Origin of the sequence: Streptomyces sp. CB02009, assembly GCF_001905825.1 — a bacterium.
Taxonomy (GTDB): domain Bacteria; phylum Actinomycetota; class Actinomycetes; order Streptomycetales; family Streptomycetaceae; genus Streptomyces.
Genome location: NZ_LIVV01000015.1, coordinates 21,268 through 34,408, shown reverse-complemented (window position 1 = coordinate 34,408; position 13,141 = coordinate 21,268). Strand labels below are relative to the sequence as shown.

The 13,141-nt window shown below is 73.9% G+C and carries 12 protein-coding genes; 4 read left to right on the top strand and 8 right to left on the bottom strand.

What is annotated here, in order from left to right; genetic code table 11:
• Positions 1-155: 155 nt before the first annotated feature.
• Positions 156-1,799, bottom strand: coding sequence for an amidohydrolase (locus AMK27_RS39070; RefSeq protein ID WP_073919073.1), 1,644 nt, complete (start codon positions 1,797-1,799; stop codon positions 156-158).
• A gap of 89 nt (positions 1,800-1,888) precedes the next feature.
• Positions 1,889-2,329 (bottom strand): Lrp/AsnC family transcriptional regulator, encoded by a 441-nt coding sequence (locus tag AMK27_RS39065; protein ID WP_073818744.1) that lies wholly within the window; start codon positions 2,327-2,329, stop codon positions 1,889-1,891.
• Between the two features lie 225 nt (positions 2,330-2,554).
• Between AMK27_RS39065 and AMK27_RS39060 the strand changes: the two genes are divergently transcribed.
• Positions 2,555-2,923 carry a hypothetical protein gene (locus AMK27_RS39060; RefSeq protein WP_073919133.1) on the top strand — a complete coding sequence of 123 codons (369 nt, stop codon included), beginning with the start codon at positions 2,555-2,557 and terminating at the stop codon, positions 2,921-2,923.
• Positions 2,924-2,960: 37 nt separating this feature from the next.
• On the opposite strand, the gene AMK27_RS39055 is transcribed toward AMK27_RS39060, so the two are convergent.
• Both AMK27_RS39055 and AMK27_RS39050 read right to left on the bottom strand, forming a co-directional pair.
• Positions 2,961-4,052, bottom strand: a complete 1,092-nt coding sequence (locus AMK27_RS39055; RefSeq protein WP_073919071.1) for a phosphotransferase family protein — start codon at positions 4,050-4,052, stop codon at positions 2,961-2,963.
• Positions 4,053-4,258: 206 nt separating this feature from the next.
• Positions 4,259-5,395, bottom strand: a complete 1,137-nt coding sequence (locus AMK27_RS39050) for a DUF7064 domain-containing protein (protein WP_073919070.1) — start codon at positions 5,393-5,395, stop codon at positions 4,259-4,261.
• Positions 5,396-5,666: 271 nt separating this feature from the next.
• Here AMK27_RS39050 and AMK27_RS39045 point away from each other — a divergent pair, with 271 nt between their 5' ends.
• Positions 5,667-5,921 carry a hypothetical protein gene (locus AMK27_RS39045; protein ID WP_241847772.1) on the top strand — a complete coding sequence of 85 codons (255 nt, stop codon included), beginning with the start codon at positions 5,667-5,669 and terminating at the stop codon, positions 5,919-5,921.
• Between the two features lie 188 nt (positions 5,922-6,109).
• On the opposite strand, the gene AMK27_RS39040 is transcribed toward AMK27_RS39045, so the two are convergent.
• From AMK27_RS39040 to AMK27_RS39030, 4 genes are all read right to left on the bottom strand, one after another.
• Positions 6,110-6,673: a dihydrofolate reductase family protein gene (locus AMK27_RS39040; RefSeq protein ID WP_073919067.1), complete on the bottom strand. Its 564-nt coding sequence runs from the start codon at positions 6,671-6,673 to the stop codon at positions 6,110-6,112.
• Between the two features lie 67 nt (positions 6,674-6,740).
• Positions 6,741-7,916, bottom strand: coding sequence for an acyl-CoA dehydrogenase family protein (locus AMK27_RS39035; RefSeq protein ID WP_073919065.1), 1,176 nt, complete (start codon positions 7,914-7,916; stop codon positions 6,741-6,743).
• Positions 7,917-8,158: 242 nt separating this feature from the next.
• Positions 8,159-8,314 (bottom strand): SCO1431 family membrane protein, encoded by a 156-nt coding sequence (locus AMK27_RS42165; RefSeq protein ID WP_107425784.1) that lies wholly within the window; start codon positions 8,312-8,314, stop codon positions 8,159-8,161.
• Positions 8,315-8,389: 75 nt separating this feature from the next.
• Positions 8,390-9,802 (bottom strand): peptidase C39 family protein, encoded by a 1,413-nt coding sequence (locus AMK27_RS39030; protein ID WP_073919063.1) that lies wholly within the window; start codon positions 9,800-9,802, stop codon positions 8,390-8,392.
• 354 nt (positions 9,803-10,156) lie between these two features.
• Between AMK27_RS39030 and AMK27_RS39025 the strand changes: the two genes are divergently transcribed.
• A complete protein-coding gene (locus tag AMK27_RS39025; protein ID WP_073919062.1) occupies positions 10,157-10,786 on the top strand; it encodes a uridine kinase family protein in 630 nt (209 codons plus the stop codon).
• 309 nt (positions 10,787-11,095) lie between these two features.
• Positions 11,096-13,021 carry an AAA family ATPase gene (locus AMK27_RS39020; protein ID WP_073919060.1) on the top strand — a complete coding sequence of 642 codons (1,926 nt, stop codon included), beginning with the start codon at positions 11,096-11,098 and terminating at the stop codon, positions 13,019-13,021.
• Positions 13,022-13,141 lie beyond the last annotated feature (120 nt).

Genomic DNA, 13,141 nt, shown 5'->3' with positions numbered 1-13,141 from the left:
GTGGTGGACGCGGAGAACCTACCCGCCCCCGACGGTCGGCTGTCAACACCCGCTTGACCTGCGGAGACTTCCCAAAAGGCCAGGCCGGAGGGGAAGATCCGCAGGTCGGGGACAAGCGTACGGAAGGGGTGTCCCGGGTGGGACATATCCCTACATCACTCGTTCGGCCGTACGAACACCGGCTGTCCGTGCACGACCGTCTGCAGGCAGACGGGGAGATCGACCCCGGGGGACAGATCGGGCAGACCGGGCGTTCCGGAGCGCGGGTCGGTGGACCAGCGCGCCACCCGGTCGTCGGGGGCCTGGACGACGAGCTCCTCGGTGCGCCAGACCGCGTAGTCGGCCGGCGCGCCCGGCACCAGCGTGCCGGCGTCGTCCCTGCCCACGGCCCGCCAGCCGCCCCGGGTGTGGGCGGTGAAGGCGGCCCGGGCGGAGATCCGGTGCTCGGGGGTGCGGTGGAACGCGGCGGCGCGGACGGTGCCCCAGGGGTCCAGCGGGGTCACCGGGCTGTCCGAGCCGAAGGCCAGCGGCACACCGGCGCGCAGCAGCGCCGCGTACGGGTTGAGGGTACGGGCCCGCTCGGCGCCGAGGCGGTCGGCGTACATCCCCTCCTCGCCGCCCCAGAGCGCGTCGAACGCGGGCTGGACGGAGGCGGTGAGGCCGAGCTCGGCGAAGGCGGCGACGGTCTCGGGGGTGAGCATCTCGACGTGCTCGACGCGGTGCCGGGCCGCCCTGATCCTCGACAGGCCGAGCTTCTCGGCGGCCGCCCTGACGCCCTCGACGACGGCGGTCACGGCGGCGTCCCCGATGGCGTGGAAGCCGGCCTGGAGGCCCACCTCGGTGCAGGCCACGACGTGGAGGGCGATGGTGGCCGCGTCCAGGTGGGCGGCCCCCGTGTGGCCGGCGTCGGCGTGGTCGGCGTACGGCTCGTGCAGGCAGGCCGTGTGGGAGCCGAGGGAACCGTCCGCGAACAGGTCGCCGGCCGCGCCCAGCGCGCCGAGGCCGCGGGCCCGCTCGACGTCGAGGTCCGCCCAGTAGCCGACGATCCGGGGGCCGGCCTCGTCGCGGGCCAGGTCCAGGAGGCCGGTGAAGTCGTCCTCGGAGGAGATCCGGGGGCCGCCGCACTCGTGCAGGGTGCCGATGCCGAGGGAGGCGGCCCGGCTCCGGGCCGCGCGCTGCGCCTCGGTGCGCTGGCGGGCGGAGACGGCGCCGAAGGCGGCGGCCCGCACGGCGTGGTGGGCGTCGCCGGTGAGGGGCCGCTGCCCGTCGTGGAAGCCGTCCAGGTCGCGGACGCCGGGGACGAGGTCCAGGAGGGCGGTGGTGACGACGGCCGAGTGGACGTCGATCCGGGTGAGGTAGAGCGGCCGGCCGCCGGTGAGCCCGTCGAGTTCGGCGCGGGTGAGCGGCCGGCGCTCGGGCCAGCGGGAGGCGTCCCAGCCGTGGCCGATGAGGATGCGGTCCTCGGGCCGGGCGGCGGCGTGGGCGCGGATCAGCCGCGCCGCCTCGTCGAGCGAGGCGGCGGCGGACAGGTCGAGCCCGGTGAGGGCGAACCCGGTGGCGGTGGTGTGGACATGCGCGTCGACGAACGCCGGGGTGACGAGTGCGCCCTCCAGGTCGACCACCTCGTCCACGCCGGTGGCGAAGGCGTCGGCCGCGCCCTCCGAGCCCACCCAGGCGACGTGCCCGCGCTCCACCACCATGGCGGTCGCGAAGGGGTCGGCGGGGCTGTGGACTTCTCCGCCGCGCAGCAGCACCGTGCGGTGTTCGGCGGGAGACGCGGGAGGCATGGACTCACTCATGCGACCAGGCTATGACCTGCCGGGACCCGGTTTGTCCGGCAGGTCCCCCGGAGCGCCCCGCAGTCAGGCCCCCGGAGCGCCCCGCGCGGTCAGATGCGCGGCGGCCGCGCCTCGTACGGGGTGGAGAGGACGACGGTGGTGCGGCTGGAGACGCCGGCCTGGGAGCGGATGCGGCTGAGCAGGTGCTCCAGTTCCAGCGGGGTGGCGACCCGGACCTTGAGGATGTAGTTCTCGTCACCGGCGACGCTGTGGCACGCCTCGATCTCCGGGATGTCCGCGAGCCGGTCGGGGGTGTCGTCGGGGGAGCTGGGGTCGAAGGGTTTGACCGAGATGAAGGCGGTCAGCGGCAGGCCGACGGCCTCCGGGTCCACGACGGCGGCGTAACCGCGGATGACTCCGCGCTGCTCCAGACGACGGACGCGCTGATGCACCGCCGAGGTGGACAGGCCCGTGGCCTTGCCCAGGTCGGTGTAGCTCATGCGCCCGTCCTTGACGAGCAACTCGACGATCTGACGATCCAGCTCCTCCATGCGGTGACCCTATTGCTCCCGGAGGGCGGCGGCACCGCCGGGGTCGACCGCAATCGGGCGGTATGGGTCATCACGGGTCACCTGCGGCGGGCGTGTGACGAACGCCACAGGTTGGTGTCCGGCCTCGGGTACTGCCACACGATTATGCGGACGACCGCATGGGAAGTGCTTGCTGTGGTCGAGGCCGCACAGATCCGGCCGACCCACCCGAGGGGGAGATTCTCCATGCAGGAGCCTGTTGATTCGGTCGACACGTCCGAAGAGCTCGACGCGTACGACACCTTTGAGATGTTCCGGGTCATCTGCCCGGAGTGCGTGCAGCCGATCGCGCTGCTCGCGGACGAGGACGCGCTGCCGGAGCACGCACTCTGCCCGACGCCGTGGAACCCCTTCGTCCTGACCGTCTGCCCGGGTACGGGCCTCTCGGCGACCGAGGCCAGCCCGGCCGACGACAGCCTGGAGGTCCAGGAGCAGGACACCGCCCTGCTCCTGACGCTCCCCCAGGGTCTCGACTGGCGCACGCAGCCGTTCTCGCACGTCGGCGGACCGGGCTCGCGCCCGATCCGGGTTCCGCAGATGCGGCGCGCGGCCTAGGCGGTCTCTTCCGGACGGGGCCTCCGGGCCCCTCCGCTCACCAGTAGCTCCCCCGCACCATCGCCGCCAGGGTGGCGTGGTGCAGGATCAGGCCGTCGGGGTCCGCGGGCACCTCGACCTCGCCGAAGTGGGCCTGCCGGTAGGCGATCCTGAGCATCACGATCGCGTGCCGCAGCGCCGCGTAGAGGGTGTGGAACTCCATGTCGCGCGGGGTGTGCCCGGTCAGGTCCGCGTAGCGCCGCTCGACCGCGTCGCGCCGCAGGAAGCCGGGCAGGCCCGGCTGGCCGAAGCCGACGGTCAGGTCCTGGAAGAAGCGGTGCAGGTAGACCGCCCAGCCGAGGTCGACCTCGCGCGGGACGCAGGCCGCCATCTCCCAGTCGAGGACGGCGGCCGGCACGAATCCGTCGTAGACGATGTTCCCGATGCGCGCGTCGCCCCAGCCGAGGACGGCCGGGCCCTCGTCGGCCGGCCAGTGCGCCTCCAGCCAGTCGAAGGCCGACTCGATGAGCGGCGAGGGCGCGAGCCCCTCCACCACCCAGGCGTAGTAGGCGCGTTGGGCGTCGACATGCCGACGCAGCGGCGTCCCCGGGCCGTCCGGCAGCAGGAACTCGGCCTCCTTCGCCGGGAACTGGTCGTGCAGCCGCGCGAGGACGGAGACCGACTCGGCCTCCAGCAGGGCGCGTTCCTCGTCGGTGGCGGCGTGCAGCCAGTTCCCCTCGTACGTGTAGGGCATGACGTCCGGTGGGACCCGGCCTTCGGCCCGGGTCATCACGAAGAAGGGCGCGCCGAGCGGCCCGGGGTCCTCTTCGAGCCACAGCACGCGCGGTACGGGGATGTCGGTGTGCTCGCCGACCAGCGACATGACCCGGTGCTGGCGGGCCATGTCGTAGACGGGGAAGACGGTGTACGCCGCGGGGTCGGCGGCCAGCCGCAGGGCGCAGCCCCGGACCGGGGCGTCCGGGTGCTCCAGGTCGAAGAGCAGGGTCTCACTGGACATGCCGTTGGAGCCGGGCACGGCGAGCCCGGCGGCACGGGCCCCGGGCAGCTTCCGGTCCAGCCAGGCGGTGAGCCGGCGACCGAGCTCCTCGGGGTCGCGGGTGGTGGTGCGGGGGCGGGGCGCAGAGGTCAAGGGGAGCTCCTCGGAAGGCCGTTGACGTGGAGGGTTCGGGTTCGGTGCGGGACCCCGTCGAGCGGGCGCGTCGGCGGGCCGCTCGGCGCGGGGGGTCGAGGACTCCTCGGCGGGCAGCTCGGCGGGGGGGCCTACGCGGTCCGCTCAGCGCGCGGGGGCGAAGACTCCTCCGCGGTCCGCTCGGCCCGCGGAGGCGGGAGGGTCCGTCAGCGCGCCGTCGACGTGTGGTCGGCGAAGCCGCTGGGGTCGTGGCGGCCGAACGAACCGTGCTCGAAGATGCCGTAGCCGGTGTGGCCGTCGAGGGTGAAGCGGGCGGCGTGGTCGGTGACGCCGTACGCCGCCATCGGGTGGGCGGCCGGATCCGCGAGGTCGTAGACGCGCCGGTCGGTCCAGCCGCGACCCTGCCACGTCCCGTGCTGCCAGTCGGTCGCGGGCGGGTAGCCGGCGCCGACGGCGAGAGGGGAGGAGGCGAGGATGTCGACGCCGATCTCCAGGGGCTTACCGGTCGGGTCGGTGAGGTGGACGGTGGCCCGCTCCGGGTGCCGGGTGCCGGTGCGGTACGTGATCTCGGTGCGGGGCCAGCCGAGTTGGGCGTCGCGGTGGCCGTTCCGTACGAGCAGGGCCTCGTTGAGGGTGCGGTAGCCGTCGGCGTCCTCCTGGGCGATGACCATGAGGAAGCGGTCCTCGAAGCGCATCGGGATCCAGAGCCAGTGGAAGCCCTCGGGGCGGAACTCGGCGCCTCGGCCCGGCTCCTCTCCGGGGATCGGGCGCACGCCCCAGCTGCGGTCGCGGGTACCGGTCCACTCCCCCGGCGTGACCGCGAACTCCTCGCCCCCTGCCCTGATCGTGCCCGCGCAGTGGCCTGCCTGGACGAAGCGGCGGCCCTCCAGGGTGAGGCGGCCGCCGTGGCGCTGGGTGTGGTGGGGTTCCCAGACGGCGGGGAAGTCGCCGGTCCAGCGGAGGTCGTACGAGAGGCCCTCCGGGTCGTCCGGATCGGCCGCGCAACGCAGCGAGAGGCGCTTGAGGGGCTCGTCGACGGTGATGGTGAACGGACCGACGGAGAGGTTCATCCGGTCGTCGCCGAGGGCGTCGGAGGCCCGGACGGCGTGCAGCCGGTCACCGACGCGGAGGGTGGCGTAGGCGTCGACGACCCCGGTGTTCGGGTAGACCCCGAGGCCGGCGATGAGCAGGGCGCGGCCGGTGTGGTCGAAGACGTGGAAGATGCACCGGTCGTAGGCGTTGCGGTCGCCGCTGACGTGGTGCTTCATCGAGAGCGGGGCCTGGTGCACGGGGTATTCGTCGAGTGCGACGGGCCGGTCGTCGACGTGCCGGTGCACGGACATGGCTGACCTCCTGGTCGGCGAGCGCGTGTTCTCCGCGAGAAGATCTGACGGTACGTCAGCTATGCGCCGGGGGGCCAGAGTCGTGCACCGGGTACCGGACGAACTGCCGCTCGAATCCCCTCGGCGGTGACCCAGGCCGCCGGGAGGCGTTGGTCCGGGCATGACCACGCTGTACACGACGCCCAGCGGAATCGGTCGGCACCGACAGGCCGAGCCGCGCCTTGAAGAATCGGTTCCTCACTCGCCCTCGGCATCCGCTCCGACGGCCGCGGTGACGCATCCTCCCGCGCCGGTGCCGGTCCCCGCGCCGATGCCCGTCCCCCTCCCCCTACCGGCGCCGGCGCCGACCCACCTCCCCGCCGACCCGCCCATCTACAAGGCCGTGCTCTCCCTCTGGGCGAGCCAGGGACGGACCCTCCCCGGCCACCGCGACCAGGAGTGGGCGCGCCTCGCCTCGGGCCCCGTCTGGGCGGACCGGACGGTACGGGTCAGCGGGACGCTCATGCGGCCGGGCGACGGGCGGTGACCACCCGCAGGAGCTGACGGGAACGGACACGGACACGCGGTGCGACCGGGGAGCAATCCCGGTGTGCCCGGCGTGCGGCTCCGGCCTGCCCGCACACGGACCGTCCTGCCCGCCTGCTTGCCCGGCTTCCCGGCTTCCCGGCTTCCCGGCTTCCCGGCTTCCCGGCTTCCCGGCTTCCCGGCTTCCGGCTAGCGCAGCACGCGGTAGCGCAGGTACACGACCCGGGGACCGATCCTGCGGGTCTCGGCGAGTTCGAGCGCGACCTGGCGCTCGTTCCTGGCGAAGAACGGAATGCCACCGCCGACCAGCACCGGGTAGACCATGACCTGGTACTCGTCGATCAGCCCCAGCTCGGCCGCCTCGGCGGCGAGCGTCGCGCCGCCGATCGCGATGTCGCCCTCCCCCGGCTCGGCGCGCAACCGCTCGATCTCCTCCGCCAGCCCACCGGAGGCGAGGCGGGCATGGCCCTGCACCTCGGTCAGCGTGCGGGAGAAGACCACCTTCGGGAGCGGGTTCCAGAGCCCGATCCACTCACGCCCCTCGTCGTCGAGCGACGGGTCCTGGTCGGCGGTCTCCCAGTACAGCATCGTCTCGTACAGCCGCCGCCCCAGCAGATGGACGCCGACGCCCCGGATCTCCTCGATCCAGAAGCGGAAGGCCTCGTCCTCGGGGACGGTCCAGTCGAAGCCGCCGTCCGGCCCGACGATGTAGCCGTCGAGCGAGATGCTCATCGAGTACGTCACCCTGCGCATCAGAAGTCCTCCTCGGGAAGCGGAGCCCCGCGCGGAGACCGTCGCGAAGGCGCGTGCTGCTGCCCTGCTACCTTCCCCCCTTCAGCAGCGATCGACTGATCACCACACGCTGAATCTGGTTCGTGCCCTCGACGATCTGGAGCATCTTCGCCTCCCGCAGGTACCGCTCCACGGGGAAGTCCGCCGTGTACCCGTACCCGCCGAGCACCTGCACCGCGTCCGTCGTGATCCGCATGGCGGCGTCCGAGCAGAACAGCTTGGCCATGGCCGCGAGACGGCCGAACGGCCGCCCCTCGTCCCGGAGCCGGGCCGCCTCCAGGTACAGCGCACGGCCCGCCTCGATCCGGGTCGCCATGTCGGCGAGCAGGAAGCGGATCCCCTGGAAGTCGGCGATCGGCCGGCCGAACTGCCGGCGTTCCACGGCGTAGGCCAGGGCCACGTCCAGGGCCGCCTGACCGAGCCCGACCGCGCAGGCGGCGATGCCCAGCCGCCCCGAGTCCAGGGCGTCGAGCGCGATGGCGAAGCCCTGCCCCTCCGCGCCGAGGCGCCGCGCGTCGGGGACCCGTACCCCGTCGAAGTGGAGCTGCGCCGTGGGCGAGCCCTTCATGCCCATCTTGCGCTCGGGCGGGGCCGCGCTCAGTCCCGGCGCGTCCCCCGGCACCAGGAAGGCGGTGATGCCCCGCGGACCCTCCTCGCCGGTCCTCGCCATGACCGTGCAGAAGTCGGCGATCCCGCCGTGGGTGATCCACGCCTTGGTGCCGTCGATCACCCAGTCGCCGCCGTCACCGTCCCGGACGGCCCGGGTGCGCAGCGCCGCCGCGTCGGAACCGGCGGAGGGTTCGGAGAGGCAGTACGCGCCGAGCAGGCCGCCGCCGAGCATCGCGGGCAGGTGGGCGGCGCGCTGCTCGTCGGTGCCGTAGCGGGCGAGCGCGTGGCAGGAGAGGCTGTGGACGCTGACGCCGAGCCCGACGGTGAGCCGGGCCGCGGCCAGCTCCTCCAGGACCTGGAGGTAGACCTCGTACGGCTGGCCGCCCCCGCCGTGTTCGGAGTCGTAGGGCAGTCCGAGCAGCCCGGAGCGGGACAGCAGGGTGAACAGGTCGCGGGGGAAGTGCCCGGCGTCCTCCTCCTCGGCCGCGCGCGGGGCGATCTCCCGCCGGGCGATGTCCCGCGTCAGGGCGAGCAGCTCGCGGGCCTCTTCGGTGGGCAGCCGGCGTTCGACGCCGTCCGGGGTGCTGTCGGCCATGGCCGGGCCCTCCTCCCTGCCGGGCGCGCGCGGGCACGGGCGTGCGGGGCGCGCGCGGGGTCGCGGGGAGTATGCCCGTTCGAGGCAGCGGGATCACCCGGCGACCGGGGGATCACACGGACGCCGGGGGGCCCGGGGGATGGCCGGCGGCGTCGGGTGGGACCGGCGGCGTACGCGGCGGCGGCGGGTGGGGCCGGCGGCGCATGCGGCGGGGTCGGGTGGGGCCGGCGGGTGCCCCGACGTCACATGAGGCCGGCGCGCGTGACGAACACGGCGATCAGGACGACAAGGGTCCAGCCGAGGACGTGTTCGAGGAGCTTGGGGCCCCGGTCGTCCTTCGGGCCGCCCGTGCGGGCGCGGAGGAGGAGTCGGGTGGCGGCGGCGGAGGTGGAGGTCATGGCGACCACCTTGCGGTACGGGGGCGGCCCCGGGGTAGAGACGTCGGTCACGTGCCCCGGGGCCGCGCCGCCGCGTCAGACGACGCCGAGGGCCGCGAGGGCCTTGCGCTGGGCGGCCGAGAGCCGCTCGGGGAAGTAGAGGTAGCAGACCCCTCCTGTGCCGGAGACCACTTTCCCGCTCGCGTTGTACCGCTTGGTGCGGAGCCAGATGTTCTCCCACTCGCGGCGTCGGTAGACCCGGCGGACGGCCTCGTTGCTGGGGGAGGCGGGGTCGTTCGCGATGACGTCGCCTGCCGCCGTGAAGCCGATGACGGTCATGAGGTGGCCGGAGGTGCCGTAGCCCGCCCCGGTCAGTTCCTCCTTGAGGAAGGACTGGGACGTTATGGCCGGGATGCCGGCCCGGATCAGGCTCTCCAGTTCGGTGAGCGAGCGCAGCCGGGTGACCACGGCGTTCATGTCCGGGTACGTGGCCGCGTAGGCGGCGTTGAAGGGCCAGTTGCCGCAGCCCTCGTACTGGTGGTCGAAGGTGAAGCGGGCCGCGTGGCAGACCTGGGGGTCGGCGAAGGCCGGGTTCACCCAGGACAGCTCCTCGGCCGAGGGCCGGCGCCCCCAGTACTCGACGATCATCTGGGAGGAGGTCGGACTGCACCACGCCTCGCCCCCGTTGTCGTACTCGGGGTACTGCCCGACGTGGGTGTTCTGCGAGTAGCGCGGTACGGCCAGCTCGCGGGCGAGGCCGGGCGCGGAGGCCGGGACGTCGAAGCGGTCCGGGATGTCCGAGGCCATCGCGCCGAGCCGCCGGACCGTGGGCGTGAGGCCGCTGCCCGGGGTGCGGTAGAGCGTCAGGCGCAGCCGGTACGAGGCCAGCCGCAGCCCGCTCGTCGCGTCGTCGATCGCGAAGGTGTCGGTCCAGACCGTGCTCCGGCCGTCGGTCTGGTCGTCGACCGAGGTCCGCCGGATGTCGCCGTCCCCGGAGGCCCAGCGGCCCATGACGTACCAGGGGGTGGCGGTCGCGTCGGTGTACGTGCCGGACAGCTCGACCTGGAGCCAGGTGCCGGGCGGGGTGTGGGCGTTCCAGGAGGCGATGACCTCGGTGGCGGGCACGGCCGAGGTGTGCGCGGGCGAGGTCCAGCCCGCGTACTCCCACGCGGAGGTCCGCCCGGTGTGCGGGTCGGTGTAGTCGACGACCCCGGCCGGGGTGGCGATGACCAGGCCCGGACGGGATCCGGCGACGGCCTTCGTACCGGCCGCGCTGCCGCACCTCCAGTCCGTGTACGAGGACCAGAAGCGGTTGTCGACGAGGCCGGGCGCGGGGGCGTGGCCCCGGCCCGCGGCCTCGGCGGAGGCAGGGGCCGCGCCGGGTGCGCCGGGCGGGCAGTCGGCGGCGCGGTCGGCGCCGGCAGCCGCGGCGGGAGCGGCCGCGGCCGCTGTTCCGGCGGCCGCGAGGGCCGCTGCGAGAACGGTTCTGCGCGGGGTGGAGCTGGTCATGGACGGTGACCCCCAGTCGAGAACGGTGGGTGTACGGACCTTCGGACGAGGCGGACGGGCGAGCGGGAGTGGGAGCTGTGTCTGGGGCGGGCGGGCGTCGGGCCGACCGGCGCGGCGCCGGTCGGCAGCCGGGCGCGTCGGGGGACCTGCGGGCGGGCGGGCACGCGGGCGTACCGGCCTCCGGGCGCCGGGAGCCCGCAGGGCGCGGACGGGCTGCGCGCGCCCCACTATCGCGGCTTCCGCCACGCCTCCGCCAGCACTTCGCCCCGCGTCGCCGCACCAATATTGGTCTCGACCACTGATGGTGGTACCTCGCTGACCTGCGGCGGTCCCCCGCTCCCCTACCCTGGGCCCATGGACGACCTCGATCGCGCGGCGCACGCGCTGCTCCGGCTGCCACCCTCCTGCGGACCGGTCCGGCTGATCGCGGTCGACGGCCACGCGGGCTCCGGCAAGTCCACGCTCGCCGCCCGCCTCGCCGGCGCCCTGGGCGACGCCCCCGTCCTCCACCTCGACGACCTCGCCACGCACGAGCAGCTCTTCGGGTGGACCGGGCGGCTGCGCGAGCAGGTGCTCGATCCCCTCGCGCGGGGCGAGAGCGCCTCGTACCGCCCGTACGACTGGAACCTCCGCCGCTTCGGCGGGGCGCGCGAGCTCCCGCCGGCCCCGGTCGTCCTCGTCGAGGGGGTCGGCGCGGGCCGGGCGGCGGTACGGCCGTTCCTCGCGTGGCTGCTGTGGATGGAGCGCGGCCCCGAGGAGTCGTGGGTGCGGGGCCGCCACCGGGACGGCCCGGACCAGGCCGCGTTCTGGGACGGATGGACCGTGGCGGAGACTCGCCACTTCGCCGGGGACCCCTCCCGGCCCTTCGCCGACACCCTGGTACGCGAGTGCCACGAGGGGTACGACTGGCTCTCCGGGCCGGGTGTGACAGCGGGCGCGGACCAGATCATCACGTACCGTGACGGCTTCATGTCCGTGAACTGAGGGGCCGAAAGTCCGCTTTCGCAAGTGCCTCAACTCCGCTTGACCCAAGGGGCGTACAGGTCTTACGTTCTGAATGTGCGGCTTTTCGGAGCCGCCGCAGACGCGAAGCCCCCGATTGTTCCCCCGTGATCGGGGGCTTCGTTCTGCCCCTGACGGCCCCCTTGAGGGCCCTTCGCGGGCCCTGACGCTCACCCAGGGTCACCGCTTGCGGATCATGCGCTTCTCCTTAAGTACGCACCCCCTGCGCAGGTACGATGCCCCCAGGTGCGGTCAAATCCCGTCCATGCGAAGACGGTTGTGGGGGACCCGATGGACATCGGCACGCAGGGCGCGCAGGCCCCGGCCGAGCTCGCCTGGCTGCGCGGAATCGACGCCTACACGATGGGCGCGTATCCGCAGGCGGAGGACGAGTTCCGGACGGCGGTAAGGATCGACCCCGGGATGGCGGACGCCTGGCTCGGGCTGCACGCGCTCAGGGTCGACACCACGACCGCGCTGCTGCGCATGTACCGCAACCGCGACCGCTTCGGCGAGCAGCGGACCCGGTACCGGCGCACCCTCAACTCCTGGTACTGGCTCGGCTGGTGGGTGCAGCCGGTCCTGGAGAGCCCGCGCGACCTGCTGCTCGCGCACGCCTCCCACTGGCTCGACGGGCGCCATGTGCCGGAGCTGGACCGGGCCCTCGCCGGTCTCCCGCCGGTCGACACCGACCCGCAGGTCCGCTTCCTGCACGCCTGCCGGGCCTATCTCGTCAAGGACTGGGACCAGCTCGTCCGGCACACCGAGACCCTCGTCGACGACCCGCTGCTCGGCATCGAGGCCGGGCTCTTCGGCGGCATGGCCCGGGTGCGGCTGGAGATGTACGGGCAGGCCGAGCCGCTGCTGTCGGCCTCGCTGATGCGCTGCCGCAGCGAGCAGCCCCAGCGCAAGGAACTGCGGTACTGGCTGGCCCGGGCGCACGAGGGGACCGGGCGCAGCGCCGCCGCCCTGCCCCTCTACCGGGCCGTGCACCGGATCGACCCGACCTTCATGGACACGGCCGCCCGGCTCGCGGCGATCGCCGAGTACGACGGCTTCGAGGGGTACGACGGCGTCGACGACCCGGCCGGGCTCGCGACGGTCGCCCTGGGCACCGCCGGCGGCGGTCTCGGCCAGGACGCCGTGGACACCGCGCCGGGCACCGAGCCCGACCCGTCGGCCGGCCCGCTGGGCGACGGGGTGCGGCTGGCGCCCGACCCCGTACCGCCGGTGGCACCGGTGACGCCGCCGGAGACCGTACGCCAGAAGGCCCCGCTGCCGAACCAGCCGGTGCCGCCGCGCTTCCCCGCGGGCCCCACCGATCCCGTGCGGCTCGCGGAGGCGCTCGCCGAGCTGGAGGGCATGGTCGGCCTGGAACCGGTGAAACGGCAGGTCAAGGCGTTGTCGGCGCAGCTGGAGATGGCGCGGCTCCGCGCCGGTCAGGGCCTCCCGGTGCAGCCGCCCAAACGCCACTTCGTCTTCTCCGGCCCCTCGGGCACCGGGAAGACCACCGTCGCACGGATCCTCGGCCGGGTCTTCTACGCCCTCGGGCTGCTCGGCGGCGACCATCTCGTGGAGGCCCAACGGGCCGATCTCGTCGGCGAGTTCCTCGGACAGACGGCGGTCAAGGCCAATGAGCTGATCGACTCGGCCGTCGGCGGGGTGCTCTTCGTTGACGAGGCGTACGCGCTCTCCAACACCGGCTACAGCAAGGGCGACGCCTACGGGGACGAGGCACTCCAGGTGCTCCTCAAGCGAGCCGAGGACAACCGCGACCACCTCGTGGTCATCCTGGCCGGCTACCCGGAGGGCATGGACCGGCTGCTCAACACCAACCCCGGACTCTCCTCCCGGTTCACCACCCGGGTGGACTTCCCCTCGTACCGGCCGCTGGAGCTCACCGCCATCGGCGAGGTCCTCGCGGCGGCCAACGGCGACGGCTGGGACGACGAGGCCCGCGAGGAGCTGCGCTCGATCAGCGGGCACGTCGTCGACCAGGGCTGGATCGACGAGCTGGGCAACGGCCGCTTCCTGCGCACCCTGTACGAGAAGTCCTGCGCCTACCGCGACCTGCGGCTCTCCGGCTACGCCAGCACCCCGACCCGAGAGGACCTGGCGACCCTCCGGCTGGCGGACCTGATGCAGGCGTACGGCGAGGTCCTGTCGGGCCGCGGCCCGATCGACCGCGGCCCCCAGCAGGAGCCCCCGGGCTACTGACACCCGGGCCCCGCCGCCGGAGCGAAGGGCCAGGACTCCGGAGCGGAGGGCCACGACGACCGGCGGGGCGGGCCCTGAGGGCCCGCCCCGCCGTGCGCGCGGAGTCCGCGCGGTGCGCCG